At 66.6% G+C, this 23,969-nt stretch carries 21 protein-coding genes (1 of these 21 cut by a window edge); 11 read left to right on the top strand and 10 right to left on the bottom strand.

What is annotated here, in order from left to right:
- Window positions 1-4: 4 nt before the first annotated feature.
- Entirely contained in the window at window positions 5-1,237 is a 1,233-nt protein-coding gene (locus OKW87_RS08950; protein ID WP_265544069.1) for a BNR repeat-containing protein, read from the bottom strand.
- Complete coding sequence (locus tag OKW87_RS08945; RefSeq protein ID WP_265538700.1) at window positions 1,237-2,400, bottom strand: glycoside hydrolase family 88/105 protein; 1,164 nt, start codon at window positions 2,398-2,400, stop codon at window positions 1,237-1,239. The genes OKW87_RS08950 and OKW87_RS08945 overlap by 1 nt, the downstream gene beginning before the upstream one ends.
- A gap of 117 nt (window positions 2,401-2,517) precedes the next feature.
- On the opposite strand from OKW87_RS08945, the gene OKW87_RS08940 reads away from it, so the two are divergent.
- Window positions 2,518-3,426, top strand: a complete 909-nt coding sequence (locus OKW87_RS08940) for a DUF4861 family protein (RefSeq protein ID WP_265538698.1) — start codon at window positions 2,518-2,520, stop codon at window positions 3,424-3,426.
- 133 nt (window positions 3,427-3,559) lie between these two features.
- Here the strand turns inward: OKW87_RS08940 and OKW87_RS08935 are convergent, their stop codons facing one another.
- A complete protein-coding gene (locus OKW87_RS08935) occupies window positions 3,560-4,489 on the bottom strand; it encodes a Gfo/Idh/MocA family protein (RefSeq protein WP_265538696.1) in 930 nt (309 codons plus the stop codon).
- Between the two features lie 124 nt (window positions 4,490-4,613).
- On the opposite strand from OKW87_RS08935, the gene OKW87_RS08930 reads away from it, so the two are divergent.
- The 3 genes from OKW87_RS08930 to OKW87_RS08920 are packed head-to-tail and all read left to right on the top strand — an operon-like array spanning window position 4,614 to window position 7,913.
- On the top strand, window positions 4,614-6,419 hold the full coding sequence (locus OKW87_RS08930; protein WP_265538695.1) for an IlvD/Edd family dehydratase: 1,806 nt from the start codon (window positions 4,614-4,616) through the stop codon (window positions 6,417-6,419).
- A gap of 25 nt (window positions 6,420-6,444) precedes the next feature.
- A complete protein-coding gene (locus OKW87_RS08925) occupies window positions 6,445-7,593 on the top strand; it encodes an aldose epimerase family protein (RefSeq protein ID WP_265538692.1) in 1,149 nt (382 codons plus the stop codon).
- Between the two features lie 59 nt (window positions 7,594-7,652).
- Window positions 7,653-7,913 carry a hypothetical protein gene (locus tag OKW87_RS08920; RefSeq protein WP_265538690.1) on the top strand — a complete coding sequence of 87 codons (261 nt, stop codon included), beginning with the start codon at window positions 7,653-7,655 and terminating at the stop codon, window positions 7,911-7,913.
- 10 nt (window positions 7,914-7,923) lie between these two features.
- Here OKW87_RS08920 and OKW87_RS08915 read toward each other — a convergent pair whose 3' ends face one another.
- From OKW87_RS08915 to OKW87_RS08900, 4 genes are all read right to left on the bottom strand, one after another.
- Complete coding sequence (locus tag OKW87_RS08915) at window positions 7,924-8,637, bottom strand: EAL domain-containing protein (RefSeq protein ID WP_265538688.1); 714 nt, start codon at window positions 8,635-8,637, stop codon at window positions 7,924-7,926.
- 185 nt (window positions 8,638-8,822) lie between these two features.
- Complete coding sequence (locus tag OKW87_RS08910; RefSeq protein ID WP_265538687.1) at window positions 8,823-9,233, bottom strand: hypothetical protein; 411 nt, start codon at window positions 9,231-9,233, stop codon at window positions 8,823-8,825.
- A 19-nt stretch (window positions 9,234-9,252) separates the two neighbouring features.
- Window positions 9,253-9,504 carry a hypothetical protein gene (locus tag OKW87_RS08905; protein ID WP_265538685.1) on the bottom strand — a complete coding sequence of 84 codons (252 nt, stop codon included), beginning with the start codon at window positions 9,502-9,504 and terminating at the stop codon, window positions 9,253-9,255.
- A 133-nt stretch (window positions 9,505-9,637) separates the two neighbouring features.
- The gene (locus OKW87_RS08900) at window positions 9,638-10,396 is read right to left on the bottom strand and encodes a FadR/GntR family transcriptional regulator (RefSeq protein WP_265538683.1); all 759 of its coding nucleotides are present in this window, start codon (window positions 10,394-10,396) and stop codon (window positions 9,638-9,640) included.
- A gap of 196 nt (window positions 10,397-10,592) precedes the next feature.
- On the opposite strand from OKW87_RS08900, the gene OKW87_RS08895 reads away from it, so the two are divergent.
- Genes OKW87_RS08895 through OKW87_RS08885 form a run of 3 tightly spaced genes read left to right on the top strand, consistent with a single transcriptional unit; the run spans window position 10,593 to window position 13,710 of the window.
- A complete protein-coding gene (locus OKW87_RS08895; protein WP_265538681.1) occupies window positions 10,593-12,227 on the top strand; it encodes a sodium/sugar symporter in 1,635 nt (544 codons plus the stop codon).
- On the top strand, window positions 12,221-13,090 hold the full coding sequence (locus OKW87_RS08890; RefSeq protein ID WP_443025039.1) for a 2-dehydro-3-deoxygalactonokinase: 870 nt from the start codon (window positions 12,221-12,223) through the stop codon (window positions 13,088-13,090). Before OKW87_RS08895 ends, OKW87_RS08890 begins: the two co-directional genes overlap by 7 nt.
- Window positions 13,087-13,710: a 2-dehydro-3-deoxy-6-phosphogalactonate aldolase gene (locus tag OKW87_RS08885; RefSeq protein ID WP_265538678.1), complete on the top strand. Its 624-nt coding sequence runs from the start codon at window positions 13,087-13,089 to the stop codon at window positions 13,708-13,710. Before OKW87_RS08890 ends, OKW87_RS08885 begins: the two co-directional genes overlap by 4 nt.
- Before the next feature lie 93 nt (window positions 13,711-13,803).
- Here OKW87_RS08885 and OKW87_RS08880 read toward each other — a convergent pair whose 3' ends face one another.
- The 3 genes from OKW87_RS08880 to OKW87_RS08870 are packed head-to-tail and all read right to left on the bottom strand — an operon-like array spanning window position 13,804 to window position 19,664.
- Window positions 13,804-15,312 carry an efflux transporter outer membrane subunit gene (locus OKW87_RS08880; protein ID WP_265538677.1) on the bottom strand — a complete coding sequence of 503 codons (1,509 nt, stop codon included), beginning with the start codon at window positions 15,310-15,312 and terminating at the stop codon, window positions 13,804-13,806.
- Entirely contained in the window at window positions 15,309-18,494 is a 3,186-nt protein-coding gene (locus OKW87_RS08875; protein ID WP_265538676.1) for an efflux RND transporter permease subunit, read from the bottom strand. Before OKW87_RS08875 ends, OKW87_RS08880 begins: the two co-directional genes overlap by 4 nt.
- 6 nt (window positions 18,495-18,500) lie before the next feature.
- Window positions 18,501-19,664 carry an efflux RND transporter periplasmic adaptor subunit gene (locus tag OKW87_RS08870; protein ID WP_265544068.1) on the bottom strand — a complete coding sequence of 388 codons (1,164 nt, stop codon included), beginning with the start codon at window positions 19,662-19,664 and terminating at the stop codon, window positions 18,501-18,503.
- A 233-nt stretch (window positions 19,665-19,897) separates the two neighbouring features.
- Here OKW87_RS08870 and hisS point away from each other — a divergent pair, with 233 nt between their 5' ends.
- From hisS to OKW87_RS08850, 4 genes are all read left to right on the top strand, one after another.
- Complete coding sequence (gene hisS, locus OKW87_RS08865; RefSeq protein WP_265538674.1) at window positions 19,898-21,145, top strand: histidine--tRNA ligase; 1,248 nt, start codon at window positions 19,898-19,900, stop codon at window positions 21,143-21,145.
- Window positions 21,146-21,281: 136 nt separating this feature from the next.
- Complete coding sequence (gene prfA, locus OKW87_RS08860; protein ID WP_265538673.1) at window positions 21,282-22,352, top strand: peptide chain release factor 1; 1,071 nt, start codon at window positions 21,282-21,284, stop codon at window positions 22,350-22,352.
- A 121-nt stretch (window positions 22,353-22,473) separates the two neighbouring features.
- Complete coding sequence (gene prmC / locus OKW87_RS08855; RefSeq protein ID WP_265544067.1) at window positions 22,474-23,283, top strand: peptide chain release factor N(5)-glutamine methyltransferase; 810 nt, start codon at window positions 22,474-22,476, stop codon at window positions 23,281-23,283.
- A 250-nt stretch (window positions 23,284-23,533) separates the two neighbouring features.
- Window positions 23,534-23,969, top strand: the 5' portion of a protein-coding gene (locus tag OKW87_RS08850) for a DUF4167 domain-containing protein (RefSeq protein ID WP_265538671.1). Its footprint extends 419 nt past the window's final position; the window shows 436 of its 855 coding nt (coding positions 1-436); it begins with the start codon at window positions 23,534-23,536; its stop codon lies beyond the right edge, outside the window.

The raw sequence follows: 23,969 nt of genomic DNA, 5'->3' as shown, positions 1-23,969 counted from the left end.
GCGGTTAGTTGGGAATGGTGAGCCGCAGCACGCTCGACTCCGGCACATTCTCGCGCGGCAAGTCACGGTTCGGCGGCAAGGTCAGCCAGGTGAGCGCAATCCCGGACGGGTCGTTGACCCGGTTCAGCTGCATCCCCGCCGGTGCCGCCTCGCTCGCAACCGCCCGTTCCCCAAGCCGGGCCAGCGTCACACCGTCCAGCAGCAGGTCCGAAGCCTCGCCGTCGCGCACCACCGGCACCCGCAGCAGCTTCCCCTCCGCCACCGCGCCGCCGACGTGGAGCCGGAAGTCGAGCGAGCCATTGCCGCCAAACTCCCAGCGAAACCCCGTCCAGTCGCTGGCCTGCACCACGCACCAGCCGCGATCTTCTCGCCGCGCCAGATAGACCTGCGTATTCCCGGCCGAGTCATACTTGTGGAAGCTGATCGTCGTCCGGCCCGCGCCGTCGAACCCCACCACGCTGTTGTTATTGATCATGCCCGAGCGCACGGGCACGGGATCGACGACCTCGGCGTCCCCCAGCCGGATCGGCAGCGCCAGCGGCGTCCCGTCCGACCGCTCCCAGCGCACCAGATCGCGGCTGCGGGCGTAGGACAGGTCGTGGTTGGTCGTCGCATCGGGGGTGTCGCGCCACATCCAGGCGAGATGGAAATAGCCGTCGGGGCCCAAGGTCGGTCCGACGAAATAGGCGCTGCGCTTGCCCTCGCCATCGGCCAGCGGCGTGTCGAGCAATCGGCGCCACTTCCCCCCTTCGAGCACATTGTAGAGTTCCGCACCCCGCCCGCTGCCGCCGTCGCGATATTTGAAGATCAGCCGCCCGCCCGCATCCTTCAAAAAGACCGGATAGGTCACGCTCCTCTCGCGGACGCCGGTCATCGGCGCGGGCTCCAGCGTTCGCACGTCGCCGGCGGTGCGCGTGCGGAAATAGACGAGCGGATCATTGTGCATGTTCGCCGCGACGTGGAGTTGCCCCGCGGCGTCCACCGCCATCGCGATCGCGTTGTGGCTGTCCCAGCCGGTCCAGCTCGGCAGCCTAGTATAGGTCCACCAGGCCGATTTGCGCGACCGGCTGGCTACGCTCAGCTGGCGGGCCGCGTCGTAATAGCCGACGAAGATCCGCTCCTCGGTCACCACCAGCGCGAAGTCGACCGGATGCCCGGCCCACACCCGATCGATCGCCGACACCTCCTGCGCCGCCGCCGGCACGCACCAGCAGAGTGCCAGCGCGAACCGCAGCATCAACGATCGAGCTTCAGGTCGGCCACCGCGGTCGCCGCGAGCAGGAAGGCGCCCACGCCATAATATTGGGTGTCGGTCGCCAGGACATGTTCGGGCTGGTCGCTCACCTGCTGGACATAGCCGAGCCGCCCATCGGGCTGGATCGACCGCTCGAGTGCGGCCCAGCCCTTGCGGATCGCGGGCTCGTATTCCGCGCGCGGCAGCAGCCCCGCCTTCACCCCCCAGGCCAGGCCGTAGGTGAAGAAACCCGTCCCGCTCGATTCGGGCGGCGACTCCTCCGGCGCCAGCAGCGAGGGCGCCCAATAGCCATCGGGCTTCTGCGTCGCCTTCACCTTGGCCGCCATCTCGACGAACAACGCCTCCAGCTTGCCTCGCTCGGGATCGCTTTTGGGCAGCTTGGGGATCATCAGCGCCAGCCCGGCGACCACCCAGCCATTGCCCCGGCTCCAGAACATCTTCCGCTCCTTGGCGTCGCGCCGATCGAAGAAGCGGCTGTCGCGGTAGAAGAGGCGCTCGGCGGGATCGTAGAGGAAGTTGACCGTCGCCCAGGTTTCGCGGATCGCATAGTCGCGGTAGCGGCGATCCCCGGTCTGGCGCGACAATTCGAGCATCGCCGGCGGGGCCATGAACAAGGCGTCGCACCAGCACCAGCGCTTTAGGCATTCGGTGGCGTTATACCCGCCTTTGGGCGGCACGGTGAAGGCCAGCGTCACCCGCGGCGGATTGGCGAGGACGTGATCGAACGTCGCCTTGGTCGGACGCAGCGCCGCGGTTCCCGCGCCATTCCGGGCCGCCCATAAATAGCTCTGCGTGATCGCGTGATCGTCGGCGTGATAGGGCCGAGCGGCCGGCTTCCATGCGTTGGCGCGGCCCATGTCGAGGATCGCCTTGGCGATATCGGGCGACGCGCCATGATCGGCGAGGGCGGTCATCCCCACCCAGAATGCCGCCTGCTCCCACGCCCGCGGGTTGCGCGTCTCGCCGCCGGCGCGCGCGATCAGGCTGGGATCGTTCATCCGCGCGAGCTGCCATCGCGCCAGCCGGGTCGCCTGCTCGATCGCAGGGCTGGTCTGCGCCGCAGCGTGCGACTGGGGCGGGGCGGCGGGCGCCGTCGATGCTCCCGATGCCGACAGGAGCAGGGCTGTGGCGATACGCAGCGTCATGGGGTTCCTCTCCGGCATTTTCGCCATTCATACCGATGTGGTAACCGGTAACAACAGTCGCTTGTGCAGCTCCGGGGCGCGCGATAGCCATTGGCCAAAGCCAACCGGGAGAGAATGATGCGCAAGGCCTTTCTGCTCATGTCGCTGGCGATCGCCGCTTTGCCCGGCGCCGCGCCCGGGCAGGACCGCAAACCGATGGCGGAAGCGGCCGACAAGACCCCGCGCGCCTCGGTGGTGGTCGCGCCCTATCGCTACGACGATCTCCTCTGGGAGAATGACCGCACCGCGCACCGCATCTACGGTCGCCCGCTCGAGACGAAGGAACCGCCGTCGAGCAGCGGGATCGACGCCTGGGGCAAGAATGTCCGCTATCCCTTCATGGAGCGCCAGCTCCAGACCGGCGACCAGCATGGCTTTCACGGCGAGGGACTCGATTTCTACAATGTCGGCACCGCGCGCGGCGCCGGCGGGCTCGGCATCTGGCACGACAACAAGCTCTGGGCCTCGCGCAACTATCGCGCCGTCCGCATCCTGAAGAACGGGCCCGACGTCGCCCGCTTCGAAGTCGATTATGCCCCTTGGCCGGTCGATGTCGTCCGGAAAGTCTGGGAAACGCGCCGTTTCAGCCTGCCGATGGGCACCAACTTCACGCGGATGACCTCGACCCTGCAGTCCGACAAGCCCGATCCGCTGACGGTGGCGATCGGCCTCGCCCGGCTGCCGCATGCCGGCGCCAAGCCCGGCACCTTCACCGCCGACGTGGCACGCGGCATATTCACCTGGTGGGGCCCCGCCGACGCCGAGCAGGGCGTGATGGGCCTGGCGCTGCTGATTGATCCCAAGACGATCGAGCGAGTCGGGCAGGACAGCAGCGACCATCTGGTCCTCGTCCGCCAGACGCCGGGCAAGCCGTTCGTCTATTATATGGGCGCGACGTGGAGCAAGAGCCCGGACTTCCAGACGCGCAAGGCGTGGGAAGCCTATGTCCGGGCGGCGAAACCGGATTTCGATCCGTCGCGCGATTGACGGGTGCGCTTCATCCACCTTGTCCGTCATCCCGGCGAAGGCCGGGATCCAGAGTTACTCTGCCGTGTCGCCTGTGACCCTGGAACCCGGCCTTCGCCGGGATGACGGAATGAAGGGGGTAGGGGAGCCCCCCTCAGAACGCAAAAGCCTCGGTCACCCGCCGTTCCGCCAGCATGAAAGCGTCCGCGACGATCTGCAGCGGCCGCACATCGACGTCGCTTTCCCCCCGCGCCACCAATTCAGCGAAGCGCGCATAGAGCCGCGGATATTCGCGGTCCGGCTGCTTGCGCTCGGCTTCGCCTGGAAGCTGAAGGATGCTCCCGCCCATGCCGAGCTTCAGCATGCCCGCATCGGTATCCACCTCGATGTCCCAGGTCTGCGGCCCGGTCTGCAGGAAATCGAGCGCCACCTCGACCTTCGCAGCGCCCGAGCGCATCGCCATTCCCGCCGCCAGCGGCGCGGCGCGGCCCTCGGGCACGTCCATCCAGGCGCTGTCGAGCAGCAGCGGATCGGGCAATATCTTGGTCGCGATCGAGAGCGCGTTGATGCCGGGATCGAAAACCCCGAAGCCGCCCGCCGCCAGGATCCATTCCTGCCCCGGATGCCAGCGGCGGATATCCTCGCGCCACGCGATTCGCACCGCGTCGATGCGCTTGTCGCGCAACCAGTCGCGCGCCGGATCGACTCCCGCCGCCTCGCGCGAATGCCAGGTGGTGAACAGCACCACGCCCTTGTCCCGCGCCCGCTCGGCCAGCGCGAAAATCTCGGAGAGCGTGGCTGTGGGCGGCTTTTCCAGCATCACGTGCAGCCCGGCATCGATCGCCGCCGCCGCCTGCTCGTAGCGTCCGTCGGGCGGGGTGCAGAGCGAGACCGCATCGAGATCGGGCACCGCCGCGATCATCTCGGCCACGTCGCCATAGCCGGGCACGTCGTCGAGCCGTGCATTGCGGCTGGCTGTGGCGACCAGTTCGAATCGGTCGTCCGCGGCAAGCGCGGGGAGATGCTGATCGCGCGCAATCTTCCCGATGCCCACCAGCCCCAGCCGGATCCGCGAAACTGCCATGAAGCGCCCTCTCTCTTTTATACGATAATATGGTTCCTATTGCCAGGCGGTAGCGGTATCAACCCCGCTGGCACCGCCCGCGCAATGGCGGGCTGGATCGGGCGCGACGCCCTTGGAGAGACGAATGAACGACGCGGAAATTGGTTCGAACGGCAAATGGCCGAAGTTCAGATCGCGTGCCTGGTTCGATAACCCCGCCAATCCCGACATGACCGCGCTCTATGTCGAGCGTTATCTGAACTTCGGCATCAGCCTCGAGGAAATCCAGTCGGGTCGGCCGATCATCGGCATCGCCCAGACGGGCAGCGATCTCGTGCCGTGCAACCGCCACCATCTCGTGCTGGCCGATCGCGTCCGCGAGGGCATTCGCGACGCCGGCGGCATCGCGCTCGAATTCCCGACCCATCCGATCCAGGAAACCGGCAAGCGCCCCACCGCGGGGCTCGACCGCAACCTCAGCTATCTGAGCCTGGTCGAATCGATCTACGGCTATCCGATGGACGGCGTCGTGCTGACGATCGGCTGCGACAAGACCACGCCGGCCTGCCTGATGGCCGCCGCCACCGTGAACATCCCCGCCATCGCGCTGTCGGTCGGGCCGATGCTCAACGGCTGGTTCAAGGGCGAGCGCACCGGATCGGGCACGATCGTGTGGAAAGCGCGCGAGATGCTCGCGGCGGGCGAGATCGACTATCAGGGCTTCCTCAAGCTCGTCGCTTCCTCGGCGCCTTCCACCGGCTGGTGCAACACGATGGGCACCGCGACGACGATGAACTCGCTGTGCGAAGCGCTCGGCATGTCGCTGCCCGGCTCGGCGGCGATCCCCGCGCCCTATCGCGACCGGCAGGAGAATGCCTATCGCACCGGGCTCCAGATCGTCGAGATGACGCTCAATGACCGCAAGCCGAGCGACGTGCTGACCCGCGCCGCCTTCCTGAACGCGATCCGCGTCAATTCCGCGATCGGCGGATCGACCAACGCGCCGATCCACCTGAACGCGATCGCCCGCCACATCGGCGTCGAGCTCAGCCTCGCCGACTGGGAGGAGCATGGCTCGGATATCCCGCTGGTGGTCAACCTCCAGCCCGCCGGCAAATATCTCGGCGAGGATTTCTATCGCGCCGGCGGGGTCCCCGCGGTGATGGGGCAATTGCTCCGCGCCGGGCTGATCGACGGCACCGCGCTCACCGTCAACGGCAAGACGGTCGCCGACAATGTCGCGACGTCCGAGAGCGAGGATCCCGACGTCATCTTCCCGCTCGACGCGCCGATGAAGACCGCCGCGGGGCTCACCGTCCTCTCGGGCAATCTGTTCGACAATGCAGTGATGAAGCTCAGCGTGATCTCCGACGAGTTCCGCGCACGCTATCTCAGCAATCCCGACGACCCCGAGGCGTTCGAAGGCGTCGCGGTCGTGTTCGACGGGCCCGAGGATTATCACCGTCGCATCGACGATCCCGCGGTCGGCATCGATACCGATTCGATCCTGATCATGCGCGGCGCCGGCCCGGTCGGCTATCCGGGCGGCGCCGAAGTGGTGAACATGCGCCCGCCCACCGCGCTGATCCAGGCGGGCGTGCACGCGCTCCCCTGCCTGGGCGACGGACGCCAGTCGGGCACCAGCGGCAGCCCCTCGATCCTCAACGCCGCGCCCGAAGCGGCGGTTGGGGGTGGGCTCGCGATCGTCCGGACCGGCGATCGCATCCGCATCGATCTCAACAAGCGCACCGCCGATATGCTGGTCGAGCCCGCCGAGATCGAACGCCGCCGCGCGGCGCTCGCGATCGACTATGTCCCCGAATCGCAGACCCCCTGGCAGGAAATTCACCGCGATCTGGTTGGCCAGTTCGATACTGGCGCGGTGCTTGAAACTGCGGTCAAATATCAGCGGATCGCCCAGACCAAGGGCATCCCGCGCGACAGCCACTGACGACATAAGAAAGAGGGAGAGGAATATGAAGAATATCGCAGCCCTGGGAGCCTTGGCCATCATGGCATTCGCTGCCTCCGCGGCAGACGCCGCAACCGCCAAGCGCTCGACCTTCGGCAAGCTGCCCGACGGCCGCGCCGTCCCCGCGGTCACGCTGACCAACGCGCGCGGCGTATCGACCACGATCATCGCGTATGGCGCATCGATCCAGTCGCTGGTGATGCCCGATCGCGCCGGCAAGAAGGCGGATATCGCGCTCGGTCACAGCACGATCGACGACTATCTGAAGCATCCCAACTTCATCGGCGCCACCGTCGGCCGCTTCGCCAATCGCATCGCCGGCGGGCGTTTCGAGCTCGGCGGGCGCACCTATCAGACCCCGCTCAACGACAAGACCAACGCCCTCCACGGCGGAACCGTCGGCTTCGACAAGGTGCTGTGGGACGTCGTCTCGGTCAGGAACGGCCCCACCGCCTCGGTGACGCTGCGCTATGTCAGCCCCGACGGCGATCAGGGCTATCCCGGCACGCTCACCGTCGACGCGACCTATTCGCTCGACGAGCGCAACAACCTCACGATCGAGTATAAGGCGACCACCGACAAGACGACGATCGTCAACATCTCGAACCACGCCTATTGGAACCTGTCGGGCGAGGGCGCGTCCAACGGTGCGATGGGGCATGTCGTGACCATCCCGGCCGAGACCTACACGCCGGTCGATGCAACGCTTATCCCGACCGGCCAGCTGCGCCCGGTCGCCGGCACCGTGTTCGATTTCCGCCGGCCCCGCGCGATCGGTGATCGGGTGCGCGACGCCAGCGACCAGCAGATCGTCTATGGTCGCGGCTACGATCACAATTGGGTCATCGGCAGGAAGGTCATCGCCGGCACCCAGCTGATGGCGCGGGTCGCCGATCCGGTCTCCGGACGCAGCTTCGAGCTTTGGTCGAACCAGCCGGGACTGCAATTCTATTCGGGCAATTTCCTCGACGGAACCTTCTGGGGCAAGGCGAAGAAGATCTACCGCGAGGGCGACGCGATCGTGATGGAACCGCAGATCTTCCCCGACGCGATCAACCAGAAGGGCTTCCCCGAGGCCCGGCTCGAGCCCGGCCAGACCTATCGCAACGTGATGGTCTACAAGCTCAGCAGCGGCGCGCCCGCGCGGCGCTAGGGAAGGGAGCCGGACGGCGCATTCGGGCGTTGTCCGGCTTCAACTTGTGCGGAGCATCCATGGAAATCGTCAAGCTACCCCCCGGCGAAGCCGCCCCGGCCGACAGCGACTGCATCAAGATCCTGCGGCAGGCGGACGGCCGCCACCGGCTCGAAGGGTCGGTCCTGCTCCAGTGCGATGAGGGCGAGGAAGCCGAATCCGAATCTCTGCTCGATGGCGATCCCTATGCGTCGTTCGAAGATGCCGAGGCGGCAGGCCTTGCCTGGGCATCCGAACATTGCGTTGGGACGCTCTATGTCAGCACGCAAGACGCAGCCTGAGCGCGACCGACTAGGCGGTCAGTCGCAGGTCCGGCGCCGGGATCGTCACCACCGGCAGTGTTTCGAAGGCCGGCTTGGCGAAGTAGAAACCCTGGATATAGCGGACCCCCATTGCCCGCAGGGCCTCGAGTTCGCCTTCGGTCTCAATGCCCTCGGCGATGACCGTGACGTCGAGTGCGTTGCACATCCGTACCACGCCTTCGACGATCATCCGCCGCGGCAGGCTCGCGTCGAGCCCGCGGATCAGGTCCATGTCCAGCTTGATGATGTCGGGCTGGAACTTCGCCAGCAGGTTCAGCCCCGCATGCCCTGCGCCGAAATCATCGAGCGCGGTTCCGAAGCCCATCTTCTGATAGGTCGCGATGATGTTGGCGACATGGTCGGGGTCGACCATTTCCTCATTCTCGGTGAATTCGAAGATTAGCCGGTCGGTCGGGAAGCGAACTTTCTTGGCGGTCTTGAGCGTCAACTGGATGCACGCGGCGGGCGAATAGACCGCATTGGGCAGGAAGTTTATGGATAGCCGCGCCTGCGTGCCGATCAATCCGGCCCTTGCCGCGGTCTCGATCGCCTTCACCCGGCATTGCTGGTCGAACGTGTAGCGGTTCGCCTCGGAGACCTGCGCAAGCACGCTGGCCGCGCCCTCGCCGTTCGGGCCGCGCACCAACGCTTCGTAGGCGAAGGGCACGCGATCGACCACGTCCATGATCGGCTGGAACGCCATCGAGAAATCGAAATCCAGCCCGGCTCCGTCACGGCAACCGGTGCAGGGGGCGGGACGTGGCGACGTCGGGGGGGCTGTCGTGCGCATGCAGGATCAAGTGCATGAAAAGTTTTAAGATATACCTCTCACGCGGACGTCCGGTCTCAAAAAGACCAAAGGATTGGCGATCCTCCGTTCGCGGTCGTTCAATGCAGGTTGAAATTGATCGCGCCGCCATACCAGCTGGCTTTGTCCGCCCCCGTCGGGAGGAAATCGCCGGCGTCGGACCGCGCGATGGCCGCATGGCCGACCAGTACCTCGAGTTCGGGGCACTTCATGTCGGAAACGACGACACGGCTGACCTTGCCGTTCGGCTCCACCAGCGCCGCATAGGGTACGGTGATGTCGAAGCGTCGGGCCGACTGACCCGGGATCTTGCAGCCGCGCTTCAGGATGCCCTCGACCTTCGTCGCGAGGTCGGCATAGTTGAGACGGCCCTCGCGTTCCTTCAGGGCGGGGAGCTTGCTCCAATTGACCGTCCCCACATCGACGGTCTGCGCCAAAGCGGATGTGGACGCGAGGCTCAGTGCGATCGCCGCGATTGCAATTTTCGTCATGCTTCCCGTCTCCGTCCTGTCAATTCCCCAATGTCCGGCTGCTCCTGATATGCTCAAGGGCGCGGTCGCGCTCCAAAGTGCGCTGCGCGTCCGTCTGGCCGCGCGAGGACATTGCGTCCCATTCGCTCTTCGTCCGGCAACTGACTTTCGCCATCACCGATCCGGTCGAGGCGGCACGGCGGCACACCTTCTTCTCGGCCGCGACCGGCGCGGCCTTCGTGTTTCCATGATCCTGCGCGGCAGGCGTCGGCCCGGTGGCGGTGAGGATCATTGCCAATGCGAGTTGGTGCAACATTGCTACGAAGACTCCCTACGATATGCATCAGGATTGCGCAGAAATGATCTTTTCACAAGCTGATCCAGACCGGCTGGTCTCGACGCCCTGTGCGACCATTGCCGGCAACTCATTTGGCTGGGTGGAGGTGCTGCTCGCCCGCTTCGACCTGCTCGATCAGTTCCAGCACATCGCCGATGAGCGCGCGCATCGCCGCATGTGCAGCAGCGGGATCGCGCGCAACGATCGCGTCGCGCACCGCGGCATGGTCGGCCAGGTTCGCGGTGCGGCCCTTCAGCCGGTTGGTGAAGCGGATCGAGGTGCGCAGCGCGGTCGCCACCATGTCGCGAAACTGTGCGTAGAAAGGGTTTCCCGATGCCCGCAGGATCGCCACGTGGAAGGCGATATCCGCGTCGAGCGGATCATCTTCACCGCGTTCGGCGTCGGCCATTCGCGCGAGTCCTTCGCTTATCCGCTGCAGGTCCGCTTCGGTCGCCACGCGCGCCGCCAGCGCCGCCGCCTCGGGCTCGATCGCCACGCGCAGCTGGTTGAACTGGCGCAGCAGGTCCACCGAGAATTGCCGCTCCAGCAGCCAGCTCAGCACATCGGTGTCGAACAGGTTCCAGCTGGTGGCGGGCTGGACGATCGTGCCCTGGCGTGGCCGCGCGCTCAGCAGGCCCTTGGCGGTCAGCATCTTCACCGCCTCGCGCGTCACCGATCGGCTCACGCCATGCTGCTTGGCAAGCTCGGCCTCGGTGGGGAAGGGCTCCGCCTCGTAGCGCCCGGTCACGATTGCCCGGCCCAGGCTGTCGAGCATGCCATAGGTCAGGTTGCGGCCAAGCTGCGGTCGCGCATGGTCCGCGCCGAGCGACGGGTATTTGGTCGACATCCTCCGAGCCCCCTTGATCGATCCCGGCAACGATATCAGGTCCCTGCTCGCTGCCTCTTCCGACATCGTAGCGACGCGACGGCGCTGGACAAGGTCCATATATACGATAAATGAACCCGCGCTGCGGAGCTGCAGCGTCCAGAGGCGAAGAGCGCGGCGGGAAGCTGCCAATGCCTCGCAGGGAGGAAGCGGGAATATGACGAGCCTGTCGAATATCGATCTCTTCGTGGTGATCCTCTACGCCATCGGCATCTTCGGCCTGGCGCAATATGTCAGTCGCGACAAAGCCGGGCACACCAAGGATACGTCGGATTATTTCCTCGCGTCCAAGTCGCTGCCCTGGTGGGCGATCGGCGCCTCGCTCATCGCCGCGAACATCTCGGCCGAACAGATCGTCGGCATGTCCGGCTCGGGCTATGCGATCGGCCTCGCCATCGCCTCCTACGAGTGGATGGCGGCAATCACGCTGCTGATCGTCGGCAAATGGTTTCTGCCGATCTTCCTGAAGAACGAAATCTACACCATGCCCCAGTTCCTGGAGCAGAGGTTCGGGCCGACGATCCGCACGGTCATGGCGATCTTCTGGCTGGCGCTGTACATCTTCGTGAACCTGACCTCGATCCTGTGGCTCGGCTCGATTGCGGTGACCCAGGTCGCCGGCGTCAACCAGGACGTTGCCTTGGTCGGCCTCGGCGCCTTCGCGCTGCTCTATCAGCTGCGCGGCGGGCTCAAGGCGGTGGCGCTGACCGACATCGTCCAGGTGACGCTGCTGGTGTTCGGCGGGCTGGTCATCTCCTATCTCACGCTGAGCGAGATCGGCGGCGACGCCGGCGTGCTCGGCGGCTTTACGCGGCTGACCACCGAACTGCCCGAAAAGTTCGACATGATCCTCTCGCAGGACAATCCCTTCTACAAGGATCTGCCCGGCCTCTCGGTGCTGATCGGCGGGATGTGGATCGCCAACCTCAGCTATTGGGGCTTCAACCAATATATCATTCAGCGCGCGCTGGCCGCCAAGAACCTGTCCGAAGCGCAGAAGGGCGTGGTGTTCGCCGCCTTCCTCAAGCTGCTGATGCCGGTGATCATCGTGCTCCCGGGCATCGCCGCGGTGCTGCTCGCGCCCGATCTCGCCAAGCCCGACCAGGCCTATCCGACGATGATGCGGATGCTGCCGGTCGGCCTGCTCGGCCTCGTCTTCGCGGCGTTGGTCGCGGCGATCATCGCGTCGATGGCTTCGAAGATCAATTCGATCGCGACGATCTTCACGCTCGATCTCTATGCCAAGATGAAGGGGGTCGAGAGCCAGGCGCTCGATGCAAGCGGCGATGCCGTCCTCACGGCGGGGCATGAAAAGCAGTTGGTGCGCGTCGGCCGGATTGCCGCCGTCGTCGCGACGATCGCGGCGATCCTCACCGCGCGCCCGCTGCTCGGCAGCCTCGACCAGGCGTTCCAATATATCCAGGAATTCTCCGGCTTCGTGACCCCGGGCATCACCGTCATCTTCCTGCTCGGCCTGTTCTGGCCGCGCGCCACCGAGGCGGGTGCGCTCGTCGGTGCGGTCGCGTCGGTGGTGCTCAGCTTCGTCTTCTGGTTCCCGGCGGATTGGGGCGGCGTCGCCGCGCTCAACGCAGTGCCGTTCATGAACCGGATGATGATCGTCTTCTTCGCCAGCCTTGCGCTTGCGGTGATCGTCTCGCTGGCGCGCCCGGCGCATGCCGACAGCAACCGGATCCAGATGCAGGGCGTATCGTTCCGCACCACCACCAGCTTCAACATCGCGGCAGTGATCATCGTACTGATCCTGATCGCGCTCTACGCGACCTGGTGGTGAGCAAGGCCACGCGCTTCCTGGCGGTCGATTGGGGGACGACCAATCGGCGTGTGTTCCTGATCGATCAGGGCCAGGTCGTGCGCACCGAGCGCGACGATCGTGGGGTCACCGCAGTCGAGGATTTCGAGAGCGACGCAGCGGGCATCCGCGCGCAGTTCGGCGATCTGCCGATGCTGATGGCGGGGATGGTGGGCTCGACGGTCGGCTGGCGGGTCGCACCCTATGTGCCCGCACCGGCCGGCCTCGCAGACCTCGCCGCGAACCTGCTGTGGATCGACGATCGCACCGCGATCGTGCCGGGCATCTCGACGATGGTCGGCGGTCGGCCCGATGTGATGCGCGGCGAGGAGGTCCAGTTGCTCGGTGCCGTCGCTGCCGGGCTGGTCCCGCCCGATTCGCTGCTCTGCCAGCCCGGCACCCACTGCAAATGGGTGGAAATGGAAGCGGGCAGGGTGGCCGATTTCACGACCGCGATGACCGGCGAGCTGTTCGCGATGCTGCGCAAGCATGGCCTGCTCGCAGCCCAGCTCGGCGGCGAGGTCAGGCCCGGCGCGGCTTTTCGAGAAGGCGTGGAGGAGGCAAGGCGCCGCGACCTGACGGCGTCGCTGTTCGGCATCCGCGCGGCCAAGATGCTGGGGGTGCGCGACGATGCCGACGCCGCGTCCTACGCCAGCGGGCTGCTGATCGGCAGCGACGTCGCCGCGCGGCTCGCGACCACGGGGCACGACACCGTCCACATCCTTGCCGATCCCGTGCTCGGCGCCCTATATTCGGTGGCGATAGAGACGCTGGGCCGTTCGGCCCGGCTGGTCGACAGCCAGTCCGCCTTCGTGGCCGGCATTATCGAGATACGAAACCAATGACCCAGATCACCTTCGATTCCGCGTTCGCCGCCTGCCCGCTGATCGCGATCCTGCGCGGGGTAAGGCCCGACGAGGTCGAGGCGATCGGCGACGCCCTGGTCGACGCCGGCTTCACTTTGATCGAGGTGCCGCTCAACTCGCCCGATCCGCTCGACAGCATCGCAAGGCTGGCGAAGCGGCTGGCCGGCAAGGCCGTGATCGGCGCCGGCACCGTGCTGCGTATCGCCGACGTCGAGGCGGTCCGCGCGGCGGGCGGCACGATGATCATCTCGCCCAACGCCAATGTCGAGGTCATCGCCGCGAGCGCCGCGGCGGGCATGGTCTCGCTCCCCGGCATCGCCACGCCGACCGAGGCCTTCGCCGCGCTCGAGGCTGGCGCCACTGCGCTCAAGCTGTTCCCGGCCGAGGGTTCGAGCCCGCAGATCCTGAAGGCAATGCGCGCCGTCTTGCCGAAGGACCTCAGCATCCTTCCCGTCGGCGGAATCGCGCCGGACAATATGGGTCCCTGGATCGAAGCCGGGGCCGCAGGCTTCGGGCTCGGCTCGGCGCTCTACAAGGTCGGGCTGAGTGCGGATGAAGTGGGGGCCAACGCGCGCGCCTTCGTCGCGGCGCTGGCTTAGCCACCCTAGCGTCATCCCGGCGAAAGCCGGGACCCGGAGCCAAGCAGGTCGGACCTCCGCCACCCTGGATCCCGGCTTTCGCCGGGAGGACGGCTAATTGTTTGCGGACGCGTTGACCGGCACGGGTCCCTGCGGCGTCGCCTGCAGGAGTGAATCGCCACCCAGCGTGCGATACAAGGTCACCAGATTGCTCGCCCGCACCAACTGCGTATTCACCAGCGAGCGTTGCGCCGCATAAAGCGAGCGCTGTGCATCGAGGCTGCTCAGGAAGGTGTCGATCCCGCCGCGATAGCGCGCCTCGGTCAGCCGATAGGTGTCCGCCGCCGCCTCGGTCTGCGCGGCGGTCGCGCGGATCTGCTCGACGATCGTGCCGCGGCGCGCCAGCGCGTCGGAGACTTCGCGGAAGGCGATCTGGATCGCGCGCTCGTAATTGGCCACCGCGGCGTCGCGCTGCGCCTGGCTCAGCCGCACATTGGCCTGCGCCGCGCCACCGCTGAAGATCGGATAGTTCAGATCCGCGCCGCCCGACCAGGCGAAGGCGCCGCCGCTGAACAGTCCGGTCAACGCATTGCTTGCCAGGCCCAGCAGCCCGGTGAGCGTGATCCGGGGGAACAGGGCCGCGCGCGCCGCGCCGATCTCGGCATTCGCCGCACGCAGCTGATATTCTGCCTGCACGACGTCGGGCCGGCGCAGCAGCACTCCCGAATCCACCCCCGCCGGCAATTCGGCCACGGTCGTGCCGGCCTGCTCGATTGATGCTGGCAGCGTGGCCGGATCGATCGTCGCCCCCACCAGCAATTGCAGCGCGTTGATATCCTGGGCCAGCGCGGTGCGCTGTTCGGCCAGATCGGCGCGTGCGGCTTCGAGCACCTGCTCGGCTTGGCGCAGGTCGGTGCGCGGCGCGACGCCGCCCTCCAGCCGCGCACGCGTCAGCCGCACGCTGCTCTGCGCGCTGGTGGCGGTGTCTTCCGCGATCTTGAGCAGGCTCGCATCGGCGGCGTGATTGAGCCAGGCGTCGGCGATGTCGCCGATCAGCGTCAGCCTGGTCGCCCGTGCCCCCGCCTCGGTCGCGAAAAAGCGGTTCTGCTCGGCTTCGGTCAGCGACGCCACGCGCCCGAACAGATCGAGTTCGAAGCCCGTGACGCCGACATCGGCAGAGAAATTGGTCCGGGTGCCTGAATTGCTGGGGACGGCGCCGGTGCCCGTGCCCGTGCCTGTGCCCGTGCCGGTCCCGCTGTTGTTGCCGCTCGTGCCGCTGGTGCGATCGCCGCCGGTCACGGTCGCGCCCGCGCCCGCGCCGATCAGGGGAAGCCGATTCGCGCGCTGGATGCGATATTGCTCGCGCGCGGCCCGGATATTGGCAGCGGCGATCCGCAGATCGCGATTGTTGACCAGGGCCTGCTCGATCAGCGCCTGCAGCCGCGCGTCACGGAAGATGTCGCGATAGGTCACCGCCGGCAGCGCCGCCTCGCTCTGCGCCAGATAGGCGTCGCCGACCGGCCAGGAAGGGGGCACGGGCGCGGCGGGCTGGACATATTTGGGCGCCATCGATGCGCAGCCGCTCAGCGCGCTTGCCGCCAGCAGCAGGATCAGCCGGTTCATGCCGTGGCCTCCGGGCGCCTGCGGCGATCGCGCAGCGCTTTCAATCCATCGCGCACGCCGCGGCGCACCAGCACGAAGAACAAGGGGATGTAGAAGATCGCCAGGATCGTCGCGGTAAGCATGCCGCCGATCACCGAGGTGCCGATCGCGATCCGGCTGTTCGCGCCCGCCCCGGTCGAGATCGCCAGCGGCAGTACGCCGAAGATGAAGGCGAGGCTGGTCATCAGGATCGGCCGCAGCCGGATCCGCGCGGCTTCGATCGCGGCGTCGATAACGCGCTTGCCTTCCTTTTCGGCACGCTCGGCGAATTCGATCATCAGGATCGCATTCTTCGCGGCGAGCCCCATCGTCGTCAGCAGACCGATCTGGAGATAGACGTCGTTCTGCAGGCCCCGCAGCGTCACCGCGAAGATCGCCCCGACCAGCCCGAGCGGGATGACCAGCAGCACCGCGAGCGGGATCGACCAGCTTTCATAGAGTGCCGCCAGGCACAGGAACACGACGATCAGCGAGACGGTGTAAAGCAAGGGCGCCTGCCCCGAGGAGAGCCGCTCCTGATAAGAGAGCCCCGACCAGGCAACGGCCGTGCCCGGTATCTGCGCGGCCAGCGCCTGGATGCGGTCCATCGCCTCGCCCGAACTCTGTCCCGGCGCCGCCTGGCCCTGGATCTCGAACGAAGGGACGCCCTGGAAGCGCGAGAGCGTCGTCGGTGCGGTCGACCAGCTCGTCTGCGCGAAAGAGGTGAACGGCGCCATCTGGCCGTTGCGATTGCGCACGAACCATTCGCCGATATTGTCGGGCGAGGCGCGGAACTGCGCGTCGCCCTGCACGAAGACTCGCTTCACCCGGCCGCGATCGATGAAATCGTTGACGTAGCGCCCGCCCCAGGCGGTCGCCAACGTCGCATTGACGTCGCCCTGGCTCAGCCCGAGCGCTGCAAGCTTCTGCTGGTCGAAGTCGACCTGGAGCGTCGCGACGTCCGGCAGATCGGTCAGGCGCACGGCGGTAAGTGCCGGGTCGCCCGCGGCAAGCTGGAGCAGCTTCTCGCGCGCCGCGGCGAATTCCTCGCGCGACATCCCGCTGGTGTTCTGGAGCTGCATCGAGAAGCCGGTCGATTGGCCCAGCCCGCGGATCGCCGGCGGCACCAATGCGAAGACCTGGGCATCGCGGAAGTTGCGGAACGCGCCCGATGCGCGCGCAACGATCGCATCTGCGCCATTCTCCGAACCCTTGCGCTGGCTCCAGTCCGTCAGGTTGAGGAAGCCCTGGCCGGTATTCTGCCCGCTCGCGCCGCCGCCCCCGCCGCCGCCGGTGACCGTGAACATCGTGGCGACATTCTTGCCCTCCTGCTCGGTGAAATAGCGTTCGATCGCGCGCTGGACTTCCTGCGTCCGGCTTTGGGTGGCGCCGGCGGGCAGCCGGAACTGGACCGAGGCCGCGCCCTGGTCCTCGCTCGGCAGGAAGCCGGTGGGCAATCGCACGAACATCAGCACGAGCAACAGGCAGATCGCGGCGTAGATCAGCAGGAAGATCCATTTGCGATCGACGACATAGCTGACCGATCGGCCATAGCGATCGACGCCCCGGTCGAAGGTGGTGTTGAACTTCTCGCTGGCGCGCGTGAAGAAGCGGCCCACCTTCGGGAAGCGGCGGCTGATGAAGCTCTCTTTCTCGTCCTGCTTGCGCTTGAGCAGGGTAGAGGTGAGCGCGGGCGTCAGGATCAGTGCAACGCCCGCCGACAGGACCATCGACGATACGATCGTCACCGAGAATTGACGGTAGATCACGCCCGTCGATCCGCCGAAAAAGGCCATCGGCAAGAAGACGGCGACGAGCACCAGCGTGATTCCCACCAGCGCGAACTGGATCTGCTCCATCGACTGGATCGTGGCGTCGCGCGGGCTGAGTTCGGGATCCTCCTCCATCAGCCGCTCGACATTCTCCACCACGACGATGGCATCGTCGACGAGCATGCCGATCGCCAGCACCAGCCCGAACAGGGTGAGCGTGTTGATCGAGAAGCCAAGCGCGTAAAAGACCGCGAAGGTGCCCAGCAGCACCACCGGCACCGCGATGAACGGGATCAACGTCGCGCGCCAGCTCTGCAGGAACACGAAGATCACGATCACGACCAGGATGATCGCCTCGATCAGCGTCTTCACCACTTCCTCGATCGAAAGCTTGATGAATCCGGTCGTGTCGTTGGCGTAGGCGTAGTTGAATCCCGGGGGGAAGCTGGTGGCGATCTTGGCCACTTCGGCCTTCACCAGCTCGGCAGTCTCCAGCGCGTCCGCGCCGGGGGCCAGGCTGATCGAGATTCCGGCACCGGGATGGCGATTGACCCGGCTGACCGCATTATAGCTTTCCGCTCCCAGCTCCACGCGCGCGACGTCGCTGAGCAGCACGTTGGCGCCGCTGGTTTCGGTCTTGAGAATGATGTTGCGGAACTGCTCGGGGGTCTGCATCCGCGATTGCGCGGTGACCGTGGCATTGAGCATCTGCTCGCTGGGCTGCGGCTGGCCGCCGATTTCGCCCGCCGCCACTTCGGTATTCTGGTTCTGGATCGCGGTGATCACGTCGCCCGGCATCAGCGCATAGCTGGCCAGCCGGTCCGGGTTCAGCCAGATCCGCATCGCATAGGGCGCGCCGAAGACGTTGGTGTCGCCCACCCCCGGCACGCGCGCCAGCGTGTCCTGCATGTTCGACGCCATCCAGTCGGAGACGTCCTGGTTGGTGCGCTGGTCGGTCTCGTCATAGACGCCGACGAGCAGCAGCGAATCGGCGTTCGACTTGGTGACGCGCAGCCCTTGCTGCTGCACCTGCTGCGGCAGCCGCGACAAGGCTTGCTGGACCTGGTTCTGCACCTGGACCTGGGCGATATCGGGATCGGTACCCTTCTCGAAGGTGACGCTGATGCTCGCCTGTCCGCGCGAGGAGGAAGAGGAGCTGAAATAGAGCAGGCCGTCGATGCCGGTGAGCTGCTGCTCGATCACCTGGGTGACGCTGTTCTGCACCGTCTCGGCCGACGCGCCCGGATAGGTGGCGCGAACGTTGACCTGCGGCGGGGCGACATCGGGATATTGCGCAATCGGAAGCGAATAGATCGCCCCCAAGCCACTCAGCATTACGATGATCGCGATCACCCAGGCGAAGATCGGGCGATCGATGAAGATACGCGACATGCGGGATCAGCCGCCTTTGGCCTTGGCCGTTGCGCTCTGGCCGCCCTTCGGCGCCTCGATCCGCTGCGGCGTAGTGACGGGAACCGGCCGGAGTTCGGCGTCGGGGCGCAGATTGGCGGTGCCCTGGACGATCACCCTGTCGCCCGCGGCCAGCCCCTGCGTCACCACCCAGTTCGGGCCGATCGTGCGCGTGGCGATCACGGTGCGGGCCACCGCGCGGTTGCCCGGGCCGACGACATAGACCGTCGCATTGCCCTTGGGATCGCGCGAAAGCCCCGCCTGGGGGACCAGGAACGCCTGCGTATCGATCGCCTGCGCAAACGCCGCGCGGACGAACATGCCCGGCAGCAGCAGCCCCTGCGGATTGGCGAAGCGCGCCCGCAGTGTCACCGTTCCGGTATTCTCGCTCACCACCACTTCCGAAAATTCGACCGTGCCGGTGAGCCCGTAATCGCTGCCGTCCTCCAGCGTCAGCCGCACCGGGGCAGTCGTGGGAGCGTTGCCGCCGGCCGCCAGCGCGCGGCGCAGCGAAAGCAGGTCCGCCGAGGATTGCTGAATGTCGACGAATATCGGGTCGAGCCGCTGGATGACCGCAAGCGGTTCGGTCTGGTTGGTGGTGACCAGCGCGCCCTTGGTGAACAAGGATCGCCCGATGCGGCCGGTGATCGGCGCAGGCACCTTGGTGAAGCGCAGGTTGATCTGGGCGGTCTGCAGCTGGGCGTTGCTTTGCGCGACCGCTGCCTGGGCCTGACGGGCCTGGGCCGCCGCGTCGGTATAATCCTGCGCGCTGACGGCTTGCATCTGCGCGAGCGGACGGAAGCGTTCGGCGCGCACCTGCGCCGCCTGGGCGGTGGCGCGCGCGCTCTGCAGGTTCGCCGACGCCTCGGAGACCTGCGCCTGATAGATGCTGGGATCGATCTGGTAGAGCATCTGCCCCGCCTGGACGATCGATCCTTCCTCGAAGAAGCGTTCCCGGATGATCCCCGCCACTTGCGGCCGCACCTCGGACATCTGGAAGGCGGTCACCCGTCCCGAAAGCTCGGTGACGACCGGCACGCTGGTGGGCTGCACGACGACGAACCCGACCTGCGCGGGCCCGGTCTGGCCGCGTCCGCCGCTCTTCTCGGCCTCGCCGCTGCTGCAGGCGCTAACAATCAATGCCACGGCCATGAGCACGGGGCCCGATCGGCGAAGGCTGGTCGGTTCGTTCGATATCAAGAGTTCGATCCGCTAAGGGCGTCCGGAGCGACGCGGTCTATGCCTAACTCGCTCATACGCAGGCGGTTGCGCCCGTTCCACCTTAGAAATGTATCAAGATGTGTCGGCCTTGTTTGCAAGGATGTATGCGCGTCGCGAAAGGGGAGTGGCGCAACGCCGCGCAACGCCCTAGAAACCCGCCCGCAATGGCACGTATCGAAACCCCCAAGCGGATCCGGGGCACCCAGGACATTTTCGGCGACGAGCAGCGGCGCTTCGCAGCCGTTCTCGAAGCGTTCGATCGCGTGCGGAAGCTTTATTGCTTTCAGCGCGTCGACATCCCCATCTTCGAGGCGACCAATGTGTTCGCGCGCAGCATGGGCGAGACCTCGGACGTCGTCTCGAAGGAGATGTATACGTTCGAGGATCGCGGCGGCGATTCGATCACGCTGCGCCCCGAATTCACCGCCGGCATCTGCCGCGCCTTCATCACCGAGGGCTGGCAGCAGCATGCCCCGATGAAGCTGGTCACCTCGGGCCCGGTGTTCCGCTACGAGCGCCCGCAAAAGGGCCGCTTCCGCCAGTTCCATCAGATCGACGCCGAGATCATCGGCGCGGCCGAGCCCGCCGCCGATGTCGAACTGCTCGTGCTGGCCGATCAGTTGCTCCACGAACTGGGCATTGCCGACGGCGTGACGCTCCAGCTCAACACGCTGGGCGACGCCGCGACGCGCGACGCCTGGCGCGCGGCCCTGGTCGCGCATTTCGAGGCGCATCGCGGAGATCTGTCGGAGGACAGCGTCGCGCGGCTGGAGAAAAACCCGCTGCGGATCCTCGATTCGAAGGACCCGCGCGACCGCCCGATCGCCGACAGCGCGCCCGATATCGACGCCTATCTGACCGAGGAGGCCGCGGCCTTCTTCAAGGCGGTGACCGACGGGCTCGATGCGGCCGGCGTGGCGTGGACCCGCAACGCCCGGCTGGTGCGCGGGCTGGACTATTATCGCCACACTGCGTTCGAGTTCGTCACCGATCGGCTCGGCGCGCAGGGGACGGTGCTCGCGGGCGGACGCTATGACGGGCTGATCGGCTCGCTCGGCGGGCCCGCGACGCCGGGCGTGGGCTGGGCCGCGGGCGTCGAGCGGCTGGCGATGCTGATTGAGGAGCCGCTGGCCAATCAGCCGGACGTCGTGGTCGCAGTAGAGGATGATCGCGCGCTTGCGTTCGGCACACGCGCGCTCAAGGCATTTCGCGCCAGCGGGCTTTCCGCCGAGATGATCGCGACGGGCTCGCCGAAGAAGCGTTATGACAAGGCGGCCAAGGTGAATGCCAAGGTGATCGTCGGCCTCGTCTGGGAGGGTGATCGGGCCAAGGGCAATGCGCGCTCCGCACCCGGAACGCCCGAGCAGCAACGCGTAGAGGCGCTCCTGCAGACCATGGCGGGCAAGCAGTGAAGCCCCCTTGTTCCCCTGCGAAGGCAGGGGCCCAGCCCTTCAACTCAATCGCACGCGGTAGCGTGCACGTCGGCGCAGTGCGCCGAGTCTGGGCCCCTGCCTTCGCAGGGGAACCGGGCTTCGCAGGGGAACGGATATGAACATCCCCCCCGACCGCATCGCCGCGATCGAGGCGCGGCGCGACGAGCTTCAGGCGATGATGGCCACCGGCGACCTCAGCGGCGAGAAGTTCGTGACGGTCTCCAAGGAATATGCCGAGCTCGAACCCGTCGCCAAGGCCGCGGGCGAGCTGCGCCGGCTGCGCGCCGAGCATGACGTGCTGGTCGGCATGGACGTCGATGGTGACGCCGAGTTGCGCGAGATGGCGCGCGAGGAGATTGAGGCGCTCAAGGCGACGATCCCCCAGGCCGAGCGCGACCTCGCGCTCTCGCTGCTCCCCCGCGACGCCGCCGACGAGCGCGCGGCGATGCTCGAAATCCGCGCCGGCACCGGCGGCGACGAGGCGGCGCTTTTCGCGGCCGACCTGTTCCGCATGTACCAGAAATATGCCGAAGGGCAGGGGTGGCGGGTCGAGCTCATCTCCTCCTCGGCTTCCGATTCGGGCGGCTTCAAGGAAGCGATCGCCTCGGTCGAGGGCAAGGGCGTGTTCGCCCGATTGAAGTTCGAAAGCGGCGTCCACCGCGTCCAGCGCGTCCCCGCGACCGAGACCCAGGGCCGCATCCACACCAGCGCCGCCACCGTCGCGGTGCTGCCCGAGGCCGAGGAAGTCGACATCAAGATCGACGACAAGGATCTGCGCATCGACATCTATCGCTCCTCGGGGCCCGGCGGCCAATCGGTCAACACTACCGACAGCGCGGTGCGCATCGTCCATATCCCGACCGGGCTGACGGTGATCCAGCAGGACGAGAAGTCGCAGCACAAGAACAAGGCCAAGGCGATGAAGGTGCTCCGCACCCGCCTCTACGAGCAGGAGCGCGAGCGGCTGCATGCCGAGCGGGCGGGGGCGCGCAAGTCGATGGTCGGCTCGGGCGATCGCTCGGAGCGGATCCGCACCTATAATTACCCGCAAGGGCGGGTGACCGATCACCGCATCAACCTGACGCTGCATCGCCTGCCCGAAATCCTGGAGGGCGAGATGGACGAACTGCTCGGCGCGCTGATCGCGCAGGACGAGGCCGATCGCCTGGCCCAGCTGGATGGGTGAAAGGGACGAGAAAAGCCCCTCCCCTTCAGGGGAGGGGTTGGGGTGGGGGCCATCCGCGGGCGAAAGTCTCGGTGAGACATCCCCCACCCCCAAGCCCTCCCCTGAAGGGGAGGGGCTCAAGATCAGGGCAGCCCTCGCGGAAGCGACGCGCCAACTCACCCCAACTTCAGCCACCCCCCGCCTCGACGCCGAACTCCTCATGGCCCACGCGCTAGGCGTCTCCCGCGAAACTCTCCTCCTCCGCCACCTCGATGATCTCGCCCCGGACGGCTTCGCCCCCCTCCTCCAGCGCCGCCTCGCCCACGAGCCGATCGCCTACATAACCGGCACCCGCGCCTTTTGGACGATCGACCTGATGGTCGGCCCCGGCGCGCTGATCCCGCGGCCGGACAGCGAAACCCTGATCGAAGCCGCGATCGACCATTTCGGAAGCTGCGCCCCGGCGACGATCCTCGATCTCGGCACCGGCCCCGGCACGCTGCTGCTCGCCGCGCTCGATCATTGGCCGCAGGCCCGCGGCCTTGGCATCGACGCTTCCGAAGACGCACTCTCTTATGCACGTGCGAACGCCGATCGCCTCGGCATGGCCGATCGCGTGCAATTTCGAGCCGGCGACTGGGCCGCGGGGATCGCCAAGCGTTTCGACCTTATCCTCGCCAATCCGCCTTATATCGGCACCGAGGAGCGGCTTCCCCCCGAAGTCCGCGAGCATGAGCCCGCCTCGGCTTTATATGCGGGGGCAGGGGGGCTCGACGACTATCGCCGCATTCTCCCCGATCTGCCGCGAATGATCGCCCCGGGCGGCTGCGCGATTCTCGAGATCGGCTGGACCCAGGCGGAGGCGGTTTCGGCGCTGGCGGCCGCGCAGGGGCTGGCGTCCCAGGTGCATGCGGACCTGGCCGGTCGGCCCCGCGTCGTGCGCCTTACTTGAAAGGATGTGCAGACGTCCCAATATTTCCTCTTGGAGATTGATGCTGCACGGGCTAAGAACGGGCCGGGGCAAGGCACTTTCAACAAGTCGTTGAAATATAGGGCTAAGGCCTACTCCATGTCATGCGAGCCGCTGCAGTCCGGCGGCCATGGCGGGTGGAATGCCGGTAACCGGCGCTCCCCGATTTGAAACTGCATCCGGGACCATTGATGGATCGACGGACGGCTTAAGTAGACAGGACAGACAGACCTTGATGAACAATCGTCAGGCTAATAACGGCCGCCGTCGCGGTCGTGGTGGTCAGCAGCGCCCCGGTGGCGGCAACGCCAATCAAGGCAATGGCAATCGCATCGACAATCGCGCCCGCGGCAATGCCGCCCAGTTGCTCGAAAAATATAAGAGCCTTGCCCGCGACGCGCAGATGCAGGGCGATCGGGTCAACGCCGAATATTATCTCCAGTTCGCCGACCATTATTTTCGGGTGTTGAGCGAAACCCGCTCGCGCTTCGAGGAAGCGAACCCCAATCAGCCGCAGCAGCGCCTCCCGCGCAACGATATCGACGGCGACGACGAGGATTTCGGCTTCGAGTCCGAAGGCAATCGCGACGAGCAGCCGCGCGACGAGCAGCCCCGCCAGCAGCGCGACGCGCGTCCCGATCGCGAGCCCCGCCAGGACCGCGAACCGC

The organism is Sphingomonas sp. M1-B02 (assembly GCF_026167525.1).
Classification (GTDB): Bacteria; Pseudomonadota; Alphaproteobacteria; order Sphingomonadales; family Sphingomonadaceae; genus Sphingomonas.
This window is presented reverse-complemented; position numbering and strand designations above follow the sequence as displayed.

Excerpts from the sequence above, each read along its gene's own strand:
- OKW87_RS08950 (WP_265544069.1), bottom strand. The coding sequence starts at position 1,237 with ATGCTGCGGTTCGCGCTGGCACTCTGCTGGTGCGTGCCGGCGGCGGCG.
- OKW87_RS08905 (WP_265538685.1), bottom strand. The coding sequence starts at position 9,504 with ATGATCCTCACCGCCACCGGGCCGACGCCTGCCGCGCAGGATCATGGA.
- OKW87_RS08880 (WP_265538677.1), bottom strand. The coding sequence starts at position 15,312 with ATGAACCGGCTGATCCTGCTGCTGGCGGCAAGCGCGCTGAGCGGCTGC.
- OKW87_RS08945 (WP_265538700.1), bottom strand. The coding sequence starts at position 2,400 with ATGACGCTGCGTATCGCCACAGCCCTGCTCCTGTCGGCATCGGGAGCA.
- OKW87_RS08930 (WP_265538695.1), top strand. The coding sequence starts at position 4,614 with ATGAACGACGCGGAAATTGGTTCGAACGGCAAATGGCCGAAGTTCAGA.
- OKW87_RS08935 (WP_265538696.1), bottom strand. The coding sequence starts at position 4,489 with ATGGCAGTTTCGCGGATCCGGCTGGGGCTGGTGGGCATCGGGAAGATT.
- hisS (WP_265538674.1), top strand. The coding sequence starts at position 19,898 with ATGGCACGTATCGAAACCCCCAAGCGGATCCGGGGCACCCAGGACATT.
- OKW87_RS08875 (WP_265538676.1), bottom strand. The coding sequence starts at position 18,494 with ATGTCGCGTATCTTCATCGATCGCCCGATCTTCGCCTGGGTGATCGCG.
- OKW87_RS08925 (WP_265538692.1), top strand. The coding sequence starts at position 6,445 with ATGAAGAATATCGCAGCCCTGGGAGCCTTGGCCATCATGGCATTCGCT.
- OKW87_RS08895 (WP_265538681.1), top strand. The coding sequence starts at position 10,593 with ATGACGAGCCTGTCGAATATCGATCTCTTCGTGGTGATCCTCTACGCC.
- OKW87_RS08910 (WP_265538687.1), bottom strand. The coding sequence starts at position 9,233 with ATGACGAAAATTGCAATCGCGGCGATCGCACTGAGCCTCGCGTCCACA.
- prfA (WP_265538673.1), top strand. The coding sequence starts at position 21,282 with ATGAACATCCCCCCCGACCGCATCGCCGCGATCGAGGCGCGGCGCGAC.
- OKW87_RS08900 (WP_265538683.1), bottom strand. The coding sequence starts at position 10,396 with ATGTCGACCAAATACCCGTCGCTCGGCGCGGACCATGCGCGACCGCAG.
- OKW87_RS08870 (WP_265544068.1), bottom strand. The coding sequence starts at position 19,664 with ATGGCCGTGGCATTGATTGTTAGCGCCTGCAGCAGCGGCGAGGCCGAG.
- OKW87_RS08920 (WP_265538690.1), top strand. The coding sequence starts at position 7,653 with ATGGAAATCGTCAAGCTACCCCCCGGCGAAGCCGCCCCGGCCGACAGC.
- OKW87_RS08915 (WP_265538688.1), bottom strand. The coding sequence starts at position 8,637 with ATGGCGTTCCAGCCGATCATGGACGTGGTCGATCGCGTGCCCTTCGCC.
- OKW87_RS08885 (WP_265538678.1), top strand. The coding sequence starts at position 13,087 with ATGACCCAGATCACCTTCGATTCCGCGTTCGCCGCCTGCCCGCTGATC.
- OKW87_RS08940 (WP_265538698.1), top strand. The coding sequence starts at position 2,518 with ATGCGCAAGGCCTTTCTGCTCATGTCGCTGGCGATCGCCGCTTTGCCC.